Raw genomic sequence first — 18620 nt, forward strand, 5'->3', positions numbered from 1 at the left:
GGACATACTGACATGTGTAACAATATAAAGTGGCTTTTTTGCTACTTAAAATAAAAAAATCCAATCCATATATGGAAGGAGCAAGACACCAAATGGCAAGAGAGTTCTCTTTAGAAAACACTCGTAATATTGGTATCATGGCTCACATCGATGCTGGTAAAACAACAGCAACTGAGCGTATTCTGTACTACACAGGACGTATTCATAAAATCGGTGAAACTCACGAAGGTGCATCTCAGATGGACTGGATGGAGCAAGAGCAAGAGCGTGGTATCACAATTACTTCTGCTGCAACTACAGCACAATGGAAAGGTCATCGTGTAAACATCATTGATACTCCAGGACACGTAGATTTCACAGTAGAAGTAGAACGTTCTTTACGCGTACTTGATGGCGCTGTAGCAGTACTTGATGCGCAATCTGGTGTAGAACCACAAACAGAAACTGTTTGGCGTCAGGCTACTACTTACGGCGTACCTCGTATCGTATTCGTTAACAAAATGGATAAGATCGGTGCAGATTTCTTATACTCTGTAGGAACAATCCACGATCGTTTACAAGCAAACGCACATCCAATTCAGTTACCAATCGGTGCTGAAGATGAGTTCAATGGTATCATTGACCTTGTTGAAGAGTGTGCTTACATGTACGGTAACGATTTAGGAACAGACATTCAACGTGTTGAAATTCCTGAAGAGCACAAAGAATTAGCTGAAGAATACCGTGGAAAACTTATTGAAGCGGTAGCTGAGCTTGATGAAGAAATGATGATGAAGTACCTAGAAGGTGAAGAAATCACTGTAGAAGAGCTTAAAGCTGGTATCCGTAAGGCTACAACTTCTGTAGAATTCTTCCCAGTAATCTGTGGTTCTGCATTCAAAAACAAAGGTGTTCAAATTCTGTTAGACGCAGTTATCGACTACCTTCCATCTCCACTAGATGTACCTGCTATTAAAGGTACTCTACCGGATACAGATGAAGAAGTAGAACGTAAGTCTAGCGATGAAGAACCATTCGCAGCTTTAGCATTCAAAATCATGACTGACCCTTATGTTGGTAAGTTAACGTTCTTCCGTGTGTACTCTGGTGTGTTAAACTCTGGATCATACGTGAAAAACTCAACTAAAGGTAAGCGTGAGCGTGTAGGTCGTATCCTACAAATGCACGCTAACAGCCGTGAAGAGATTTCAACAGTTTACGCTGGTGATATCGCTGCTGCTGTAGGTTTAAAAGATACTACTACTGGTGATACTCTTTGTGACGAGAAGAGCCTTGTTATCCTTGAGTCTATGGAATTCCCAGAGCCAGTTATCTCTGTAGCTATCGAACCAAAATCTAAAGCTGACCAAGATAAAATGGGTACAGCATTATCTAAGCTTTCTGAAGAAGATCCAACATTCCGTGCTCACACTGACCAAGAAACTGGCCAAACTATCATCGCTGGTATGGGTGAACTTCACCTTGATATCATCGTTGACCGTATGCGTCGTGAATTCAAAGTGGAAGCAAACGTTGGTGCTCCTCAGGTAGCATACCGTGAGACTTTCCGCGCTGCTGCGAAAGTTGAAGGTAAGTTCGCTCGTCAATCTGGTGGTCGTGGACAATTCGGTCACGTTTGGATTGAGTTTGAACCTAACGAAGAAGGTAAAGGATTCGAATTCGAAAACAAGATCGTCGGTGGTGTAGTTCCTCGTGAATACATCCCAGCTGTTGGAGCAGGTCTTGAAGATGCACTTAAAAATGGTGTACTAGCTGGTTATCCACTAGTTGACATTAAAGCTGCATTAGTTGACGGATCTTACCATGATGTCGATTCATCTGAGATGGCGTTCAAAATCGCTGCATCTATGGCACTTAAAGCTGCGGTTTCTAAATGTAGCCCAGTAATTCTTGAGCCAATGATGAAAGTTGAAGTTGTAATTCCTGAAGAGTACATGGGTGACATTATGGGTGACGTAACATCTCGTCGTGGACGTGTAGAAGGTATGGAAGCTCGCGGTAACGCACAAGTTGTTCGCGCTATGGTTCCACTTTCTGAAATGTTCGGTTATGCAACGTCATTACGTTCTAACACTCAAGGACGCGGAACATTCTCTATGGTGTTTGACCACTATGAAGAAGTACCAAAGTCTGTTTCTGAAGAAATTATCAAAAAAAATAAAGGTGAATAATTGATTTTTATCGATTGTTCAAGTATAACTACTTATGTAAGCTTAGAAAGTGGGACGTAAGTTTCACTTTCTAGTCTAAATATAAAATAACCTATATAAACTAAGGAGGAATTTAGAATGGCTAAAGCTAAATTCGAACGTTCTAAACCCCATGTTAACATCGGTACAATCGGCCACGTTGACCATGGTAAAACTACATTAACTGCTGCGATCACTACAGTTCTTGCAAAAGCTGGTGGTGCTGAAGCACGCGGATACGATCAAATCGATGCTGCTCCAGAAGAAAGAGAGCGCGGTATCACAATCTCAACTGCACACGTTGAGTACGAAACTGAAACTCGTCACTATGCACACGTTGACTGCCCAGGTCACGCTGACTATGTTAAAAACATGATCACTGGTGCTGCTCAAATGGACGGCGGTATCTTAGTAGTATCTGCTGCTGATGGCCCAATGCCTCAAACACGTGAGCACATCCTTCTTTCTCGTCAAGTAGGTGTTCCTTACATCGTTGTATTCTTAAACAAATGCGACATGGTAGATGACGAAGAATTATTAGAATTAGTAGAAATGGAAGTTCGCGACCTATTATCTGAATACGGATTCCCAGGCGACGACATTCCTGTAATCAAAGGTTCTGCTCTTAAAGCTCTTCAAGGAGAAGCTGATTGGGAAGCAAAAATCATTGAATTAATGGCTGAAGTTGATGCTTACATCCCAACTCCAGAACGTGAAACTGACAAACCATTCTTAATGCCTGTAGAGGACGTATTCTCTATCACAGGTCGTGGTACAGTTGCTACTGGTCGTGTTGAGCGCGGTATCGTTAAAGTTGGTGACGTAGTAGAAATCATCGGTCTTGCTGAAGAAAATGCTTCTACAACTGTAACTGGTGTAGAGATGTTCCGTAAACTTCTTGACCAAGCTCAAGCTGGAGACAACATCGGTGCTTTACTTCGTGGGGTTGCTCGTGAAGACATCCAACGTGGACAAGTACTTGCAAAAAGCGGTTCTGTAAAAGCTCACGCTAAATTCAAAGCTGAAGTTTTCGTATTATCTAAAGAAGAAGGTGGACGTCACACTCCATTCTTCGCTAACTACCGTCCTCAGTTCTACTTCCGTACAACTGACGTAACTGGTATCATCCAATTACCAGAAGGTACTGAAATGGTAATGCCTGGTGACAACATCGAAATGACTATCGAACTTATCGCTCCAATCGCTATCGAAGAGGGAACTAAATTCTCTATTCGTGAAGGTGGACGTACAGTAGGTTACGGTGTAGTTGCTACTATCGTTGAGTAATCTTAACTGATATAAAAAAACCTAAGGGATTTTCCCTTAGGTTTTTTGTTTGCGTTTATATAAGGGGGAAGAGAGTGTTTTTTGTTTTGACGAGTTTCTTCTATAGTAATATAAAAACAACAAAAGATAATCCAGAAACTGTAAAATGAATTCTGTTAGATGAAAACTTGAAATTCTTTAAAGTGCCATGTATAATAGCAAAAGTAGAGAAAAGCAGATGCAAACAAAAAGATGCTTGCATCTAGACGAATAACATTGTATAATAGACAATGTTGGTCTTTGACTGCGATGAAGTGGAAGGTTGCTGACACACCCGGCCGCTTTGCCATGGCATGGTGTGGGGAAATTTCCATGGAGAAGGTCTATTTTAGAAATAGGCGAACGAAGGAGGGAAAATAATGGCAAAAGAAAAAATTCGTATCCGTTTAAAAGCTTACGATCACCGTATTCTTGATCAGTCAGCTGAGAAAATTGTAGAAACAGCTAAGCGTTCTGGGGCAACAGTTTCTGGTCCGATCCCATTACCAACTGAAAAAACTGTTTACACAATTCTTCGTGCTGTTCATAAGTACAAAGATTCTCGTGAGCAATTCGAAATGCGCACGCACAAACGTCTAATCGACATCGTGAGTCCTACTCCACAAACAGTAGATTCATTAATGCGTTTAGACTTACCATCTGGTGTAGATATCGAAATCAAACTATAATTTATATAACTTAAAAATGTAGGAGGTGTAACTCATGACCAAAGGAATCTTAGGAAGAAAGATCGGTATGACTCAAGTATTTGCTGAGAACGGTGAGTTAATCCCAGTAACAGTTATCGCTGCTAATCCAAACGTTGTTCTTCAAAAGAAAACAACTGAAACTGATGGCTACAATGCAATCCAGTTAGGATTTGAAGATAAACGTGAAAAGTTAACTAACAAACCTGAACAAGGCCACACTGCTAAAGCATCTACAACTCCTAAGCGCTTCATTCGCGAAATCCGCGATGCAGACGTGGACGGATTAGAGGTTGGTCAAGAGGTAAAAGTTGACGTATTCGCTACAGGTGAAATCGTTGATGTAACAGGAATTTCTAAAGGTAAAGGTTTCCAAGGTGTTATCAAACGCCACGGACAATCTCGCGGACCTATGTCTCATGGTTCTCGCTATCACCGTCGTCCAGGTTCAATGGGCCCAGTTGCTCCGAACCGTGTATTCAAAGGCAAAAAACTTGCTGGACGTATGGGTGGAGACCAAGTTACTATCCAAAACTTAGAAATCGTTCAAGTTGACACTGAGCGCAACTTATTACTAGTAAAAGGTAACGTTCCAGGTGCTAAGAAATCTCTTGTAGTTGTTCAAGGCGCTGTGAAGGTTAGCAAATAATTCACAATAGGAAGGAGGAATTCCAATGCCAAAAGTTACTGTATATAACCAAACTGGTTCACAGGTTGGTGAAATCGAATTAGCTGAAGCTATTTTCGGTATCGAACCAAATGAAGCTGTACTTTTCGAAGCTGTAATGATGCAACGTGCATCTTTACGTCAAGGTACACACAAAGTAAAAACTCGCTCTGAAGTTCGCGGTGGTGGTCGTAAACCATGGCGTCAAAAAGGAACTGGACGTGCTCGTCAAGGGTCTATCCGCTCTCCTCAATGGCGTGGTGGTGGTACGGTATTCGGACCTACACCAAGAAGCTATGCGTACAAACTTCCTAAGAAAGTTCGTCGTTTAGCAATCAAATCTGCATTAGCTACTAAAGTAGTTGAGAACAACATTGTAGTTCTTGAAGACCTAGTGTTAAATGCACCAAAAACAAAAGATATGCTAGCAGTACTTAAAGGATTAACTGTTGAGAAGAAAGCTCTTATCGTAACTGCTGATGCAAACGAATCTGTAGAGTTATCTGCTCGCAATATCCCTGGAGTAACAGTAATCACTGCTGATGGCGTAAACGTTTTAGACGTGCTTCATCATGATAAGCTAATCATGACAAAAGCGGCAGTGGAAAAAGTAGAGGAGGTGCTTGCATAATGAGAGATCCTCGTGATATCATTAAGCGCCCAGTTATCACTGAACGTTCTATGGAAATGATGGCTGAAAAAAAATACACGTTCGATGTGGACGTTAAATCTAATAAAACAGAAGTTAAAGATGCTCTTGAAGCGATCTTTGGTGTTAAAGTAGAAAAAGTGAACATCATGAACTACAAGCCGAAAGCAAAACGCGTTGGTCGTCACGCTGGTTTTACTAGCCGTCGTCGTAAAGCAATCGTTAAGCTAACTGCTGACAGCAAAGAAATCGAAATCTTCCAAGGCGTTTAATTCTTACTAAAGAAGGAGGGAAATTGAGATGGGAATCAAAAAGTATAATCCAACTACTAACGGTCGTCGTAATATGACTACGAATGATTTCGCTGAAATCACGACTGATAGACCCGAAAAGTCATTACTTGCTCCTTTAAGCAAGAAGGCTGGTCGTAATAACCAAGGTAAAATCACTGTACGTCATCAAGGTGGCGGACATAAGCGTCAATACCGTATCATCGACTTTAAGCGTAACAAAGATGGAATTCCAGGACGCGTTGCTACGATCGAATACGATCCAAACCGCTCTGCGAATATCGCATTAATTAACTACGTTGACGGTGAAAAACGTTACATTCTTGCTCCTAAATCTTTAGAAGTAGGTATGGAAGTTATGTCTGGCCCAGAAGCTGACATTAAAATCGGTAACGCATTACCATTAATCAACATTCCAGTAGGTACTGTTGTTCATAACATCGAGCTTAAGCCTGGTCGTGGCGGACAATTAGTTCGTTCTGCTGGTACATCTGCTCAAGTACTTGGTAAAGAAGGTAAATACGTACTTGTACGTTTAACTTCTGGTGAAGTACGTCTTGTATTATCTGCTTGTCGCGCTTCAATCGGTCAAGTAGGTAACGAACAACACGAACTTATCAAAATCGGTAAAGCAGGTCGCTCTCGCTGGTTAGGTAAACGCCCAACAGTTCGTGGTTCTGTAATGAACCCGGTTGATCACCCACACGGTGGTGGTGAAGGACGTTCTCCAATCGGACGTAAGTCTCCAATGTCTCCATGGGGTAAACCAACTCTTGGATTCAAGACTCGTAAGAAAAACAAAGCGTCTGACAAATTCATCGTTCGTCGTCGTAAAAAATAATGGGATTGTAGTACGGTTCATTTCTAGAACCGTACGCCAATCACGAAGGGAGGCACCAAAATGGCTCGTAGCTTAAAAAAAGGACCATTTGTCGATGATCACTTAATGAGCAAAATGGAAAAATTAGTTGCATCTGAGCAAAAACAAGTTGTTAAAACTTGGTCTCGCCGTTCAACAATCTTCCCTCAGTTCATCGGACACACAATCGCTGTATATGATGGTCGTAAACACGTACCTGTGTACATCACTGAGGATATGGTTGGCCATAAGTTAGGTGAATTCGCACCAACTCGTACGTACAAAGGTCACCTTGCTGACGATAAGAAAACTAGAAGATAATGAGAGGAGGCACTTCAATGCAAGCTAAAGCAGTAGCGAGAACAGTTCGTATTGCTCCTCGTAAAGTTCGTTTAGTAGTAGACTTAATCCGAGGTAAGCAAGTGGGTGAAGCGATTGCTATCCTTAACCACACACCAAAAACTGCTTCTCCAGTTGTAGAAAAAGTTTTAAAATCTGCAATCGCAAATGCAGAGCACAATTATGAGATGGACATTAACAACCTAGTTGTTGAAAAAGTTTTCGTTGACGAAGGTCCAACGTTAAAACGTTTCCGTCCACGTGCAATGGGTCGTGCAAGCCAAATTAACAAACGCACAAGCCACATCACAGTTGTGGTATCAGAAAAGAAGGAGGGATAATCGATGGGTCAAAAGGTTAATCCAATTGGTCTTCGTGTCGGCGTTATCCGTGACTGGGAATCTCGTTGGTTCGCTGAGAAAGATTACGCTACATTATTACATGAAGACATCAAAATCCGTGAGTACATTAATGTACGCTTAAAAGATTCTGCTGTTGCTAAAGTAGAAATCGAACGTGCAGCAAATCGTGTAAATGTTACAATTCACACTGCAAAACCTGGTATGGTAATTGGTAAAGGTGGTACTGAAGTTGAAGCACTTCGTAAAGCTCTTAACCAATTAACAGGCAAGCGTGTACACATCAACATTTTAGAAGTTAAGAGAGCTGATCTTAACGCTAAATTAGTAGGCGAAAACATCGCTCGTCAATTAGAAAACCGTGTATCATTCCGTCGTGCACAAAAGCAAGTTATTCAACGTGCTATGCGTGCAGGTGCTAAAGGTATTAAAACACAGGTTTCTGGTCGTCTTGGCGGAGCTGATATCGCTCGTGCAGAATCTTACAGTGAAGGAACTGTTCCACTTCATACACTTCGCGCTGATATTGACTATGCAGCAGTTGAAGCTGATACAACATACGGTAAATTAGGCGTAAAAGTATGGATCTACCGTGGAGAAGTCCTTCCTACAAAAAAGAAAGCTTCTGAGGAAGGAGGAAAATAATATGTTAATGCCAAAACGCGTAAAATATCGTAGAGAGCATCGTGGTAAAATGCGTGGTCGTGCTAAAGGTGGAACTGAAATTGCTTTCGGTGAATTCGGTTTACAAGCACAAGCTGCTTCATGGATTACAAACCGTCAAATCGAAGCTGCTCGTCGTGCAATGACTCGTTACATGAAACGTGGCGGTAAAGTATGGATTAAAATTTTCCCTTCTAAACCTTACACTGCAAAACCTCTAGAAGTACGTATGGGTTCCGGTAAAGGGGCACCAGAAGGCTGGGTAGCAGTAGTAAAACCTGGGAAAATTATGTTCGAAATCGCGGGTGTATCTGAAGAGGTAGCACGCGAAGCATTACGTCTTGCAGCTCACAAGTTACCTGTGAAATGTAAATTCGTAAAACGTGAAGAAAATGGTGGTGAATCTAATGAAAACTAATGATATTCGTGAATTAACCACTGCCGAAATCGAAACAAAAGTTAAAGCTTTAAAGGAAGAGTTGTTTAATCTTCGCTTCCAACTTGCTACAGGACAATTAGAGAATCCAACTCGCATTCGTGAAGTGCGTAAAGCAATTGCTCGTATGAAAACTGTAGTTCGTGAAAGAGAGATCGGAATTAATCGATAAATTGAGGGGAGGTTTGCATAGTGAGCGAACGTAACCAACGCAAAGTTTATACTGGTCGTGTAGTGTCTGACAAAATGGACAAAACGATTACAGTTTTAGTTGAAACTTACAAAACTCATTCCTTGTACGGAAAACGTGTTAAGTATTCTAAGAAGTACAAAGCCCATGATGAGCAAAACCAAGCGAAACTTGGCGATATCGTTAAAATCATGGAAACTCGCCCGCTTTCTGCTACTAAGCGTTTCCGTTTAGTTGAAATCGTTGAAGAAGCGGTTATTATCTAAATAGACGAATCGGAATTTTTAGTCCGAAGGGAGGTTTCATAACATGATCCAACAAGAATCTCGTTTGAAAGTTGCTGACAACTCTGGTGCACGTGAACTTTTAACAATTAAAGTATTAGGCGGCTCTGGTCGTAAATATGCTAACATTGGTGACATTATCGTTGCTACGGTAAAACAAGCAACACCAGGTGGCGTTGTTAAAAAAGGTGACGTTGTTAAAGCAGTAGTGGTACGTACGAAGAGCGGAGCTCGTCGTCCGGACGGTTCTTACATCAAATTTGATGAAAACGCAGCGGTTATCATTAAAGACGATAAGAGCCCACGTGGTACTCGTATCTTCGGACCAGTAGCTCGTGAATTACGTGATAGCAACTTCATGAAGATCGTTTCTTTAGCTCCAGAAGTTCTATAATTTAAGGTATTGCCTTGCTAAGGAGGTGCAGAATTAAGATGCATGTAAAAAAAGGTGATAAAGTACAGGTAATCACTGGTAAAGACAAAGGAAAACAAGGCGTTATCCTTGTGGCTTTCCCAAAGCAAAACCGTGTTATCGTTGAGGGTGTCAATATCGTTAAGAAGCACTCTAAGCCATCTCAATTAAATCCACAAGGTGGAATTATTACTAAAGAAGCACCTATTCACGTTTCTAACGTTATGATTTTAGATCCGAAAACAGGTGAACCTACTCGTGTAGGCTTCAAAGTAGAAGATGGTAAAAAAGTTCGTATTGCAAAAAAATCTGGTGAATTATTAGATAAATAATTTTCTTAAGAAAGGAGGTCACTTCATTGAATCGCCTTAAAGAGAAGTTCCAAAAGGAAATTACTCCTGCTCTAGTGAGCAAGTTTAACTATAAATCTGTAATGCAGGTACCAAAAATCGAAAAGATCGTAATCAACACTGGTGTTGGTGACGCGGTATCTAACTCAAAAGCGTTAGACAACGCAGTAGAAGAATTAACACAAATCACAGGTCAAAAACCTGTTGTAACTCGTGCTAAAAAATCAATCGCTGGTTTCCGTCTTCGTGAAGGTATGCCAATCGGTGCGAAAGTAACTTTACGCGGCGAGCAAATGTATGAGTTCTTCGACAAATTAGTATCAGTTTCTTTACCACGTGTACGTGATTTCCGTGGTGTTTCTAAGAAATCATTCGATGGTCGTGGAAACTATACATTAGGTGTTAAAGAGCAACTTATTTTCCCTGAGATTGATTATGATAAAGTAAGCAAAGTCCGCGGTATGGACATCGTAATCGTTACTACAGCGAAAACTGATGAAGAAGCTCGTGAACTTTTAACACAATTCGGTATGCCATTCCAAAAATAATGGAAGCCAACGCTAAGTAGAGGAGGCGAAAACGTGGCTAAAAAATCTATGATAGCGAAACAAAAGCGTACTCCTAAGTTTAAAGTACAAGAGTATACACGTTGCGAACGCTGCGGTCGTCCGCATTCTGTATACCGCAAATTTAAACTTTGCCGTATTTGTTTCCGTGAACTTGCATATAAAGGTCAAATTCCTGGTGTTAAAAAAGCTAGTTGGTAAAACCCACAAATGGGAAGGAGGTAAAACACATGGTGATGACAGATCCAATTGCAGACATGCTTACTCGCATCCGTAATGCGAACATGGTACGTCATGAGAAATTAGAGGTTCCTGCTTCTAAAATCAAAAAAGAGATCGCTGAACTTTTAAAACGTGAAGGTTTCATTCGTGATGTAGAATACATCGAGGATAACAAACAAGGTATCCTTCGTATTTTCCTGAAATATGGTGCAAACAATGAACGTGTAATCACTGGATTAAAACGTATCAGTAAACCTGGCTTACGCGTTTACGCTAAAGCTGACGAAGTACCACGTGTACTTAACGGATTAGGTATCGCTCTTGTTTCTACATCTAAGGGAGTAATGACAGACAAAGACGCTCGTCAATTACAAACTGGTGGAGAAGTAGTAGCATACGTTTGGTAATATATATTTAAAACGAACGGAGGTGTGACCACATGTCTCGTATTGGTAAAAAGATTCTTGAAATCCCTGCAGGTGTTACTATTACAGTTGCAGAAGACAATACTGTAACAGTAAAAGGCCCTAAAGGTGAATTAACTCGTACTTTCAATGCTGATATGCTTATCAAAATTGAAGAGAATACATTAACAGTTGAGCGTCCATCTGAACAGAAGGAACACCGTGCATTACACGGTACAACTCGTGCTTTAATCGGAAACATGGTTGAAGGTGTAACTGAAGGTTTCGCACGCGGACTTGAATTAGTCGGTGTTGGTTACCGTGCTCAAAAACAAGGTGATAAACTTGTATTAAGCGTAGGTTATTCTCATCCAGTAGAAATGACTCCGGAAGCAGGTCTTGAAGTTGAAGTACCTGCACCAACTAAGATCGTAATTAAAGGTATCGACAAGCAACGTGTTGGCGAATTCGCTGCTAACATCCGTGCTGTACGTGCTCCTGAGCCTTACAAAGGTAAAGGTATTCGTTACGAAGGCGAAGTTGTTCGTCGTAAAGAAGGTAAAACTGCTAAGTAAACCCGTTAGGTGAGAGAAAGGAGTGACAAGAATGATCACTAAAGCTGATAAAAATGCGACTCGTAAGAAAAGACATGCACGTGTACGTGCTAAACTTACTGGTACTGCAGAGCGTCCACGTTTAAACGTGTTCCGTTCTAACCAACATATTTACGCTCAAGTTATTGATGATGTGAATGGTGTAACGTTAGTAAGTGCATCTACTCTTGATAAAGACCTTGCTCTTAACGGTACTAGCAATATTGAAGCTGCTACGAAAGTTGGAGAATCAGTTGCTAAGCGTGCTGTAGAGAAAGGCGTTAAAGAAGTAGTATTTGATCGCGGTGGTTACTTATACCATGGCCGTGTTAAAGCTCTAGCTGAAGCTGCTCGTGAGGCTGGATTACAATTTTAATGGTCAAAGGAGGGAAAATTGATGCATCGCATTGACCCAAGTAAATTAGAACTTGAAGAACGTGTAGTTACGATAAATCGTGTCGCGAAAGTTGTTAAGGGTGGTCGTCGTTTCCGCTTTGCTGCACTAGTTGTAGTTGGCGATAAAAACGGTCATGTTGGATTCGGTACTGGTAAAGCACAAGAGGTACCAGACGCAATCCGTAAAGCTATCGAAGACGCTAAGAAAAACTTAATCGCTGTACCATTAGTTGGTACAACAATTCCACACACAATCAACGGTCATTTTGGCGCTGGTGAAGTATTCTTAAAACCTGCTGCTGAGGGTACTGGTGTTATTGCTGGTGGACCTGTTCGTGCGGTCCTTGAATTAGCTGGTGTACAAGATATTCTTTCGAAATCTCTTGGTTCTAACACACCAATCAACATGATTCGCGCTACTGTGAACGGATTAAGCGAACTTAAGCGCGCTGAAGATGTTGCAAAATTACGCGGTAAATCTGTAGAAGAGCTACTAGGTTAAGGAGGGAAAACAAATGGCGAAAAAGTTAGAAATTACCCTCACTCGTAGTGTAATTGGTCGTCCACAAGATCAACGTGCGACGGTAGAAGCTTTAGGTCTTAAAAAGTTGAATTCAACTGTAGTTAAGGAAGAAACTCCTGCTATTCTTGGTATGATCAACAAAGTTTCTCACCTTGTAACTGTAAAAGAAGCTTAAGGATAACTCATTAATATAAGGAGGTGCCTGGGAATGAAACTTCATGAATTAAAACCTGCAGAAGGTTCTCGTAAAGTACGTAACCGTGTCGGTCGTGGTATCGGTTCTGGTAACGGTAAAACTGCTGGTAAAGGTCATAAAGGACAAAACGCACGTTCTGGCGGCGGTGTTCGTCTTGGCTTCGAAGGTGGTCAAACTCCATTATTCCGTCGTTTACCAAAACGCGGCTTCACAAACATTAACCGTAAAGAGTTTGCTATTGTAAACTTATCAACGTTAAATCGTTTTGAAGATGGTACAGAAGTAACACCTGAATTATTGCTGGAAACTGGCGTTATCAGCAAGTTAAACGACGGTGTTAAAGTTCTTGCAAGCGGAGCAGTAGAGAAAAAACTAACTGTTAAAGCGCACAAGTTCTCTTCAAGTGCTAAAGAAGCAATTGAAGCAGCTGGCGGATCAGTTGAGGTGATCTAATGTTTCGTACAATCTCCAACTTTATGCGCGTTGCTGAGATAAGACGTAAAATATTATTCACTTTAGCGATGTTAATCGTATTCAGGATTGGCACGTTTATCCCCGTGCCATTTACAAATGGAGACGTACTGAAGGCACAAGATCAATTAAATGCTTTAGGTATTCTAAATACATTTGGCGGTGGAGCCTTGAAAAACTTCTCCATCTTTGCGATGGGAATCATGCCGTATATTACAGCATCCATCATCGTGCAATTATTGCAGATGGATGTTGTTCCTAAATTTTCGGAATGGTCGAAGCAAGGTGAAATGGGCCGTCGTAAATTAACGCAATTCACGCGTTACTTTACAATTGTTCTTGCGTTTATTCAGGGGTTTGGTATGTCAATCGGTTTTAACGGTATGGTAGGTGGACAATTAATTTTGAATCCAGGTTGGAGCACTTATTTATACATTGCTACGGTACTGACTGCTGGTACTGCATTTTTAATGTGGTTAGGTGAACAGATTACAGCTAAAGGTGTAGGTAATGGTATTTCCATCCTTATCTTTGGCGGTATTGCCGCAGCGATCCCAAGTGTTATATCTCAAGTGTATCAGCAACAGTTTCAAAATATCGGAGATCAATTGTTCATGAGTATCGTTAAAGTTGCATTGATTTTACTAGCTGTGCTAGCAGTTATTGTGGGTGTTATTTTCATTCAACAGGCTGTTAGAAAGATCCCAATTCAATATGCGAAGCGTGTAACAGGAGGAAATGGTGGTTATGCTGGAGCACAAAACACACATTTACCGCTTAAGGTAAATAGTGCTGGTGTTATTCCAGTAATTTTTGCTGTTTCATTCTTAATTACGCCTCCGACTATTGCACAGTTCTTCCCGAAACATGATGTATCGCAGTGGATTATTGCAAACTTTAACTATTCTCACCCAGTGGGAATGATCATATATGTTGCGCTCATTGTAGCCTTCACATATTTCTATGCATTTGTTCAGGTTAATCCAGAGCAAATGTCAGAGAATCTAAACAAGCAAGGTGGATATGTTCCAGGTATTCGTCCGGGTAAGAATACGGAACAATATCTAACAAAAATCTTGTATCGTTTGACCTTTGTAGGATCAATTTTCCTAGCAGCGATTGCAATCTTACCAGTTATCTTTACGAAATTGGGAAATCTTCCTCCATCTGCACAGATCGGTGGAACGAGTATGTTAATCGTTGTCGGCGTTGCTTTAGAAACAATGAAGCAGCTAGAAAGCCAACTGGTAAAACGCCATTACAAAGGGTTTATCAAGCAGTGAGTAAGTGGGAAGAATTGTCTTCCCTACATGCTCATGTACTCTGAGGGGGAACAAGGATGAACTTAATTTTAATGGGGCTTCCTGGTGCTGGTAAAGGTACACAAGCCGAACAGATTGTTGCCAAGTATAACATCCCTCACATTTCAACAGGAGACATGTTCCGTGCAGCTATGAAGGCTGAAACTGAAATGGGTCTACAAGCAAAATCTTTTATTGATAAAGGTGCACTTGTTCCAGATGAAGTTACAATCGGAATCGTTCGTGAACGTTTAAGTCAAGACGACTGCGTAAGAGGTTTCTTACTAGACGGTTTCCCACGAACTGTTGCACAAGCATCAGCTCTTGAAGAAATTATGAAAGATCTTGGCAAAAAAATCGACTATGTTTTAAACATTAATGTGGATTCAGGGTTGTTATTAAAACGCCTTACAGGCCGTCGCATTTGTAAAGAGTGCGGTGCGACTTACCACTTAGAATTCAATCCACCAGCAAAAGCTGATGTGTGCGATAAATGTGGTGGCGAATTATATCAACGCTCTGATGACAATGAAGAAACTGTAGCAAATCGTTTAGATGTAAATATTAAGCAAACAAAACCTTTGCTTGATTTCTACGAAGAGCTTGGTTACTTACAAAGCATTAATGGTGAGCAAGATATCAATAAAGTATTTGCTGATATCGATGTTCTCATCGGAGGCTTAGCGTAATGATAATCTGCAAAACTCCTCGCGAGATAGAAATCATGCGAGAAGCTGGCAGGATCGTTGCTTTGACTCATCAAGAGTTGAAACAGCACATTACTCCAGGAATTACAACGAAAGAGCTCGATCAAATAGCGGAAAAGACGATTCAAAAATATGGTGCTACGCCATCTTTTAAAGGATACAACGGATTTCCGGGGAGCATATGTGCTTCTGTAAATGAAGAGCTTGTACACGGAATTCCAGGGAAGCGCAAGCTCAAAGAGGGCGATATCATCAGTATCGATATTGGTGCGAAATACAATGGGTACCATGGAGATTCTGCATGGACGTATCCAGTTGGAAACATTTCTGAATCTGTTCAAAAGCTACTTGATGTCACAGAAAAATCGTTGTATCTTGGTCTAGAACAAGTAAAACCAGGCGAGAGATTATCAAATATCTCACATGCGGTTCAAACCCATGCTGAAGAGAATGGATTCTCGATCGTTAGGGAGTATGTTGGTCACGGAATCGGGCAAGACTTACATGAGGACCCTCAAATCCCGCACTATGGTCCACCCAATAGAGGCCCTAGATTAAAGCCGGGAATGGTCATCTGTGTTGAGCCGATGGTGAATCAAGGAAGACGATATGTAAAAACACTATCTGATGACTGGACAGTGGTAACGGTAGATGGTAAATGGTGTGCCCATTTTGAGCACACGATTGCTCTTACAGAAGCAGGATACGAAATCCTTACCACTTTATAAGTAGCTGGCTCTCCGGGATTTCAGAGCAGTGTAAAATGTTACTGATTTGAAGAAGGGAGAACTATTGAATGGCTAAAGATGATGTAATTGAAGTCGAAGGTACCGTTCTTGAAACGTTGCCAAATGCTATGTTCAAAGTAGAATTAGAGAATGGGCATGTCGTATTGGCTCACGTTTCTGGTAAAATCCGTATGAACTTCATTCGTATTTTACCAGGAGACAAAGTTACGGTAGAATTATCTCCGTACGATTTAAATCGTGGTCGTATTACGTACCGTTTTAAATAATATAGCACTCCGTAATCTTTAAGGAGGTTCGAGACATGAAAGTAAGACCGTCAGTTAAACCAATCTGCGAAAAATGTAAAGTTATTCGTAGACGTGGAAAAGTAATGGTTATTTGTGAAAACCCTAAACATAAACAAAAACAAGGTTAATCAGAAGGAGGTGCATTCGTAATGGCACGTATCGCAGGTGTAGATATTCCTCGAGACAAACGCGTTGTTATTTCTTTAACTTACGTATTCGGCATTGGTCGCACAACTGCTGAAAAAATTCTTGCAGAAGCAGGTATTTCTGAAGAAACACGAGTTCGTGATTTAACGGAAGACGAATTAGGACGTATCCGTGATATCATCGATCGTATTAAAGTTGAGGGAGACCTTCGTCGTGAAGTATCTCTTAACATCAAACGTCTAATGGAGATCGGTTCTTACCGTGGTCTTCGTCACCGTCGTGGTTTACCAGTTCGTGGTCAAAACTCTAAAAACAATGCTCGTACACGTAAAGGTCCACGTCGTACAGTAGCAAATAAAAAGAAATAATAAGTAAAGGAGGTTGAACTAACAATGGCACGTAAAACAAACACTCGTAAAAAACGTGTGAAAAAGAATATTGAAGCTGGTATAGCTCATATTCGTTCTACTTTCAACAACACAATCGTAACACTTACAGATACTCACGGTAACGCACTTTCTTGGTCTAGTGCTGGTGCACTTGGTTTCCGTGGATCTCGTAAATCTACTCCATTCGCTGCGCAAATGGCTGCTGAAACTGCTGCTAAAGCTGCAATGGAACACGGTTTAAAAACTTTAGAGGTTACTGTTAAAGGTCCTGGTGCTGGTCGTGAAGCTGCAATTCGTGCTCTTCAAGCTGCAGGTCTAGAAGTAACAGCAATTAGAGATGTTACTCCAGTTCCTCATAATGGATGTCGTCCACCAAAACGTCGTCGTGTGTAATTTTTCTGTATAGAATTTTCCCTTTTGTCTATAATGGATATGATGCATTATCGAGAAATTTCGTACAGAAACATCGCTTGTTGTGCACAATCGGGAACTGCCTAAGGGGGACTTTCGGTTAGACAGGGGTTATACCTTTGTTTAACCGGGGTTTCGACGTTTTGAAGGAGGGTTTAGTTAATGATTGAAATCGAAAAGCCGAAAATCGAAACGGTTGAACTTAACGAAGATGCTAAATATGGTAAATTCGTAATTGAACCGCTTGAGCGTGGATATGGTACTACTTTGGGTAACTCCTTACGTCGTATTCTTTTATCCTCACTCCCTGGTGCCGCTGTTACTGCTATCCAAATCGATGGCGTATTACATGAATTTTCAACAGTTGAGGGCGTAGTAGAAGACGTTACGACGATCATCTTAAACTTGAAAAAGTTAGCTCTTAAAATCTACTCTGAAGAAGAGAAGACGTTGGAAATTGATGTACAGGGCGAAGGTATTGTCACAGCTGCTGATATTACTCACGATAGTGATGTAGAAATCTTAAATCCAGATTTACACATTGCAACGTTAGCAAAAGATGCGCATTTCCGCGTGCGTTTAACTGCAAAGCGTGGCCGTGGGTATACGCCAGCTGATGCAAATAAAAGCGAAGATCAACCAATAGGAGTAATTCCTATTGATTCTATTTATACTCCAGTATCACGTGTGACTTACCAAGTGGAAAAGACACGTGTCGGACAAGTGGCTAATTATGATAAGCTTACGCTTGATGTATGGACGGATGGAAGCATCGGGCCAAAAGAAGCTATCTCTTTAGGTGCCAAAATCTTAACTGAGCATTTAAATATCTTTGTTGGTTTAACTGATGAAGCACAAAATGCTGAGATTATGGTCGAGAAGGAAGAAGATCAAAAAGAGAAAGTTCTTGAGATGACTATCGAAGAATTAGACCTTTCTGTTCGTTCTTATAATTGCCTAAAACGTGCAGGAATTAATACTGTACAAGAGCTTGCGAACAAAACAGAAGAAGATATGATGAAAGTTCGTAACTTAGGACGTAAATCCTTAGAAGAAGTTAAACATAAACTTGAGGAATTAGGTTTAGGTTTACGTAAAGACGACTGAGGATTTAAACCCATCAACAAAGGAGGGAACTACGAATGGCATACAGAAAATTAGGCCGTACAAGTGCGCAACGTAAAGCTATGTTACGTGATTTAGCTACTGATTTAATTATCAACGAGCGCATCCAAACGACAGAAACTCGTGCAAAAGAACTTCGTTCTGTAGTGGAAAAAATGATCACTTTAGGTAAACGCGGAGATCTTCATGCTCGTCGTCAAGCAGCAGCTTTCATTCGCAATGAAGTAGCTAACGCTGAGACTGGTCAAGATGCACTTCAAAAACTATTCGCTGATGTAGCTCCACGCTATGCTGAGCGCCAAGGCGGATACACTCGTATTGCAAAAATTGGTCCACGTCGCGGAGACGCAGCACCAATGGTAATTATCGAGTTAGTATAATGATAATTAAAAGGGCAGGACAGTTCTTTTCAAGAAACTGGTCATGGCCCTTTT

32 protein-coding genes are annotated in these 18620 nt (G+C 41.0%); all 32 read left to right on the plus strand.

Translation table 11 applies throughout. The annotated features are described in order from the left end of the window. Positions 1–92: 92 nt before the first annotated feature. The 32 genes from fusA (at position 93) to rplQ (ending at position 18566) form a co-directional block, all read left to right on the plus strand. A complete protein-coding gene (gene fusA / locus BHV55_RS00655; RefSeq protein WP_000090370.1) occupies positions 93–2171 on the plus strand; it encodes an elongation factor G in 2079 nt (692 codons plus the stop codon). A 117-nt stretch (positions 2172–2288) separates the two neighbouring features. Beyond that, complete coding sequence (gene tuf / locus BHV55_RS00660) at positions 2289–3476, plus strand: elongation factor Tu (protein ID WP_001029614.1); 1188 nt, start codon at positions 2289–2291, stop codon at positions 3474–3476. 398 nt (positions 3477–3874) lie between these two features. Beyond that, a complete protein-coding gene (rpsJ, locus tag BHV55_RS00665; protein ID WP_001040596.1) occupies positions 3875–4183 on the plus strand; it encodes a 30S ribosomal protein S10 in 309 nt (102 codons plus the stop codon). A gap of 34 nt (positions 4184–4217) precedes the next feature. Then, the gene (gene rplC, locus BHV55_RS00670; protein WP_000160207.1) at positions 4218–4850 is read left to right on the plus strand and encodes a 50S ribosomal protein L3; all 633 of its coding nucleotides are present in this window, start codon (positions 4218–4220) and stop codon (positions 4848–4850) included. A gap of 25 nt (positions 4851–4875) precedes the next feature. Then, entirely contained in the window at positions 4876–5499 is a 624-nt protein-coding gene (gene rplD, locus BHV55_RS00675; RefSeq protein WP_001127258.1) for a 50S ribosomal protein L4, read from the plus strand. Then, positions 5499–5789 carry a 50S ribosomal protein L23 gene (rplW, locus tag BHV55_RS00680; RefSeq protein WP_001205558.1) on the plus strand — a complete coding sequence of 97 codons (291 nt, stop codon included), beginning with the start codon at positions 5499–5501 and terminating at the stop codon, positions 5787–5789. The genes rplD and rplW overlap by 1 nt, the downstream gene beginning before the upstream one ends. A gap of 28 nt (positions 5790–5817) precedes the next feature. Further along, positions 5818–6648 carry a 50S ribosomal protein L2 gene (rplB, locus tag BHV55_RS00685; RefSeq protein WP_000511583.1) on the plus strand — a complete coding sequence of 277 codons (831 nt, stop codon included), beginning with the start codon at positions 5818–5820 and terminating at the stop codon, positions 6646–6648. Positions 6649–6708: 60 nt separating this feature from the next. Then, positions 6709–6987 carry a 30S ribosomal protein S19 gene (rpsS, locus tag BHV55_RS00690; protein WP_000124454.1) on the plus strand — a complete coding sequence of 93 codons (279 nt, stop codon included), beginning with the start codon at positions 6709–6711 and terminating at the stop codon, positions 6985–6987. Positions 6988–7004: 17 nt separating this feature from the next. Further along, positions 7005–7346, plus strand: coding sequence for a 50S ribosomal protein L22 (gene rplV / locus BHV55_RS00695; RefSeq protein WP_001148024.1), 342 nt, complete (start codon positions 7005–7007; stop codon positions 7344–7346). 3 nt (positions 7347–7349) lie between these two features. Next, positions 7350–8009 carry a 30S ribosomal protein S3 gene (gene rpsC, locus BHV55_RS00700; protein ID WP_000529956.1) on the plus strand — a complete coding sequence of 220 codons (660 nt, stop codon included), beginning with the start codon at positions 7350–7352 and terminating at the stop codon, positions 8007–8009. A gap of 1 nt (position 8010) precedes the next feature. Next, positions 8011–8445 (plus strand): 50S ribosomal protein L16, encoded by a 435-nt coding sequence (rplP, locus tag BHV55_RS00705; RefSeq protein ID WP_000928969.1) that lies wholly within the window; start codon positions 8011–8013, stop codon positions 8443–8445. Next, entirely contained in the window at positions 8435–8635 is a 201-nt protein-coding gene (gene rpmC, locus BHV55_RS00710; RefSeq protein WP_000855718.1) for a 50S ribosomal protein L29, read from the plus strand. The genes rplP and rpmC overlap by 11 nt, the downstream gene beginning before the upstream one ends. Positions 8636–8655: 20 nt before the next feature. Next, entirely contained in the window at positions 8656–8919 is a 264-nt protein-coding gene (gene rpsQ, locus BHV55_RS00715; protein ID WP_000004106.1) for a 30S ribosomal protein S17, read from the plus strand. A gap of 43 nt (positions 8920–8962) precedes the next feature. Then, a complete protein-coding gene (gene rplN, locus BHV55_RS00720) occupies positions 8963–9331 on the plus strand; it encodes a 50S ribosomal protein L14 (protein ID WP_000615912.1) in 369 nt (122 codons plus the stop codon). A 38-nt stretch (positions 9332–9369) separates the two neighbouring features. Then, positions 9370–9681, plus strand: coding sequence for a 50S ribosomal protein L24 (gene rplX / locus BHV55_RS00725; RefSeq protein WP_000558200.1), 312 nt, complete (start codon positions 9370–9372; stop codon positions 9679–9681). 26 nt (positions 9682–9707) lie between these two features. Further along, entirely contained in the window at positions 9708–10247 is a 540-nt protein-coding gene (rplE, locus tag BHV55_RS00730; protein WP_001080831.1) for a 50S ribosomal protein L5, read from the plus strand. 33 nt (positions 10248–10280) lie between these two features. After that, positions 10281–10466, plus strand: a complete 186-nt coding sequence (gene rpsN / locus BHV55_RS00735; protein ID WP_001085700.1) for a 30S ribosomal protein S14 — start codon at positions 10281–10283, stop codon at positions 10464–10466. Between the two features lie 29 nt (positions 10467–10495). After that, positions 10496–10894, plus strand: a complete 399-nt coding sequence (rpsH, locus tag BHV55_RS00740) for a 30S ribosomal protein S8 (RefSeq protein ID WP_000245511.1) — start codon at positions 10496–10498, stop codon at positions 10892–10894. A 32-nt stretch (positions 10895–10926) separates the two neighbouring features. Next, positions 10927–11466, plus strand: a complete 540-nt coding sequence (rplF, locus tag BHV55_RS00745) for a 50S ribosomal protein L6 (protein ID WP_000086558.1) — start codon at positions 10927–10929, stop codon at positions 11464–11466. A 31-nt stretch (positions 11467–11497) separates the two neighbouring features. Beyond that, a complete protein-coding gene (gene rplR / locus BHV55_RS00750) occupies positions 11498–11860 on the plus strand; it encodes a 50S ribosomal protein L18 (protein WP_000628816.1) in 363 nt (120 codons plus the stop codon). A gap of 21 nt (positions 11861–11881) precedes the next feature. After that, on the plus strand, positions 11882–12382 hold the full coding sequence (gene rpsE / locus BHV55_RS00755; RefSeq protein ID WP_000554646.1) for a 30S ribosomal protein S5: 501 nt from the start codon (positions 11882–11884) through the stop codon (positions 12380–12382). A gap of 13 nt (positions 12383–12395) precedes the next feature. Beyond that, positions 12396–12578 carry a 50S ribosomal protein L30 gene (rpmD, locus tag BHV55_RS00760; RefSeq protein WP_001085234.1) on the plus strand — a complete coding sequence of 61 codons (183 nt, stop codon included), beginning with the start codon at positions 12396–12398 and terminating at the stop codon, positions 12576–12578. A gap of 33 nt (positions 12579–12611) precedes the next feature. Further along, a complete protein-coding gene (gene rplO / locus BHV55_RS00765; RefSeq protein ID WP_000766081.1) occupies positions 12612–13052 on the plus strand; it encodes a 50S ribosomal protein L15 in 441 nt (146 codons plus the stop codon). Continuing rightward, entirely contained in the window at positions 13052–14353 is a 1302-nt protein-coding gene (secY, locus tag BHV55_RS00770) for a preprotein translocase subunit SecY (protein ID WP_000490117.1), read from the plus strand. The genes rplO and secY overlap by 1 nt, the downstream gene beginning before the upstream one ends. A 56-nt stretch (positions 14354–14409) precedes the next feature. Then, complete coding sequence (locus BHV55_RS00775) at positions 14410–15060, plus strand: adenylate kinase (protein ID WP_001048989.1); 651 nt, start codon at positions 14410–14412, stop codon at positions 15058–15060. Further along, positions 15060–15806, plus strand: coding sequence for a type I methionyl aminopeptidase (gene map / locus BHV55_RS00780; protein ID WP_000582539.1), 747 nt, complete (start codon positions 15060–15062; stop codon positions 15804–15806). Before BHV55_RS00775 ends, map begins: the two co-directional genes overlap by 1 nt. 68 nt (positions 15807–15874) lie before the next feature. After that, positions 15875–16093 (plus strand): translation initiation factor IF-1, encoded by a 219-nt coding sequence (infA, locus tag BHV55_RS00785; RefSeq protein WP_001029884.1) that lies wholly within the window; start codon positions 15875–15877, stop codon positions 16091–16093. Between the two features lie 35 nt (positions 16094–16128). Next, positions 16129–16242, plus strand: a complete 114-nt coding sequence (gene rpmJ / locus BHV55_RS00790; RefSeq protein WP_000868344.1) for a 50S ribosomal protein L36 — start codon at positions 16129–16131, stop codon at positions 16240–16242. 21 nt (positions 16243–16263) lie between these two features. Continuing rightward, positions 16264–16629, plus strand: a complete 366-nt coding sequence (gene rpsM, locus BHV55_RS00795; protein ID WP_000090788.1) for a 30S ribosomal protein S13 — start codon at positions 16264–16266, stop codon at positions 16627–16629. 24 nt (positions 16630–16653) lie between these two features. Then, complete coding sequence (gene rpsK, locus BHV55_RS00800) at positions 16654–17043, plus strand: 30S ribosomal protein S11 (protein ID WP_000101798.1); 390 nt, start codon at positions 16654–16656, stop codon at positions 17041–17043. A gap of 180 nt (positions 17044–17223) precedes the next feature. Then, entirely contained in the window at positions 17224–18168 is a 945-nt protein-coding gene (locus BHV55_RS00805) for a DNA-directed RNA polymerase subunit alpha (RefSeq protein WP_000569643.1), read from the plus strand. Between the two features lie 35 nt (positions 18169–18203). Further along, positions 18204–18566, plus strand: coding sequence for a 50S ribosomal protein L17 (rplQ, locus tag BHV55_RS00810; protein ID WP_000331490.1), 363 nt, complete (start codon positions 18204–18206; stop codon positions 18564–18566). Positions 18567–18620: the final 54 nt, after the last annotated feature.

It is taken from the genome of Bacillus sp. RZ2MS9, from assembly GCF_001816185.2.
In the GTDB taxonomy this organism is placed as follows: Bacteria; Bacillota; Bacilli; order Bacillales; family Bacillaceae_G; genus Bacillus_A; species Bacillus_A cereus.

Coding starts and splice junctions, on each gene's coding strand:
- fusA (WP_000090370.1), top strand. CDS start 93: ATGGCAAGAGAGTTCTCTTTAGAAAACACTCGTAATATTGGTATCATG.
- tuf (WP_001029614.1), top strand. CDS start 2,289: ATGGCTAAAGCTAAATTCGAACGTTCTAAACCCCATGTTAACATCGGT.
- rpsJ (WP_001040596.1), top strand. CDS start 3,875: ATGGCAAAAGAAAAAATTCGTATCCGTTTAAAAGCTTACGATCACCGT.
- rplC (WP_000160207.1), top strand. CDS start 4,218: ATGACCAAAGGAATCTTAGGAAGAAAGATCGGTATGACTCAAGTATTT.
- rplD (WP_001127258.1), top strand. CDS start 4,876: ATGCCAAAAGTTACTGTATATAACCAAACTGGTTCACAGGTTGGTGAA.
- rplW (WP_001205558.1), top strand. CDS start 5,499: ATGAGAGATCCTCGTGATATCATTAAGCGCCCAGTTATCACTGAACGT.
- rplB (WP_000511583.1), top strand. CDS start 5,818: ATGGGAATCAAAAAGTATAATCCAACTACTAACGGTCGTCGTAATATG.
- rpsS (WP_000124454.1), top strand. CDS start 6,709: ATGGCTCGTAGCTTAAAAAAAGGACCATTTGTCGATGATCACTTAATG.
- rplV (WP_001148024.1), top strand. CDS start 7,005: ATGCAAGCTAAAGCAGTAGCGAGAACAGTTCGTATTGCTCCTCGTAAA.
- rpsC (WP_000529956.1), top strand. CDS start 7,350: ATGGGTCAAAAGGTTAATCCAATTGGTCTTCGTGTCGGCGTTATCCGT.
- rplP (WP_000928969.1), top strand. CDS start 8,011: ATGTTAATGCCAAAACGCGTAAAATATCGTAGAGAGCATCGTGGTAAA.
- rpmC (WP_000855718.1), top strand. CDS start 8,435: ATGAAAACTAATGATATTCGTGAATTAACCACTGCCGAAATCGAAACA.
- rplN (WP_000615912.1), top strand. CDS start 8,963: ATGATCCAACAAGAATCTCGTTTGAAAGTTGCTGACAACTCTGGTGCA.
- rplX (WP_000558200.1), top strand. CDS start 9,370: ATGCATGTAAAAAAAGGTGATAAAGTACAGGTAATCACTGGTAAAGAC.
- rpsH (WP_000245511.1), top strand. CDS start 10,496: ATGGTGATGACAGATCCAATTGCAGACATGCTTACTCGCATCCGTAAT.
- rplF (WP_000086558.1), top strand. CDS start 10,927: ATGTCTCGTATTGGTAAAAAGATTCTTGAAATCCCTGCAGGTGTTACT.
- rplR (WP_000628816.1), top strand. CDS start 11,498: ATGATCACTAAAGCTGATAAAAATGCGACTCGTAAGAAAAGACATGCA.
- rpsE (WP_000554646.1), top strand. CDS start 11,882: ATGCATCGCATTGACCCAAGTAAATTAGAACTTGAAGAACGTGTAGTT.
- rpmD (WP_001085234.1), top strand. CDS start 12,396: ATGGCGAAAAAGTTAGAAATTACCCTCACTCGTAGTGTAATTGGTCGT.
- rplO (WP_000766081.1), top strand. CDS start 12,612: ATGAAACTTCATGAATTAAAACCTGCAGAAGGTTCTCGTAAAGTACGT.
- secY (WP_000490117.1), top strand. CDS start 13,052: ATGTTTCGTACAATCTCCAACTTTATGCGCGTTGCTGAGATAAGACGT.
- BHV55_RS00775 (WP_001048989.1), top strand. CDS start 14,410: ATGAACTTAATTTTAATGGGGCTTCCTGGTGCTGGTAAAGGTACACAA.
- map (WP_000582539.1), top strand. CDS start 15,060: ATGATAATCTGCAAAACTCCTCGCGAGATAGAAATCATGCGAGAAGCT.
- infA (WP_001029884.1), top strand. CDS start 15,875: ATGGCTAAAGATGATGTAATTGAAGTCGAAGGTACCGTTCTTGAAACG.
- rpmJ (WP_000868344.1), top strand. CDS start 16,129: ATGAAAGTAAGACCGTCAGTTAAACCAATCTGCGAAAAATGTAAAGTT.
- rpsM (WP_000090788.1), top strand. CDS start 16,264: ATGGCACGTATCGCAGGTGTAGATATTCCTCGAGACAAACGCGTTGTT.
- rpsK (WP_000101798.1), top strand. CDS start 16,654: ATGGCACGTAAAACAAACACTCGTAAAAAACGTGTGAAAAAGAATATT.
- BHV55_RS00805 (WP_000569643.1), top strand. CDS start 17,224: ATGATTGAAATCGAAAAGCCGAAAATCGAAACGGTTGAACTTAACGAA.
- rplQ (WP_000331490.1), top strand. CDS start 18,204: ATGGCATACAGAAAATTAGGCCGTACAAGTGCGCAACGTAAAGCTATG.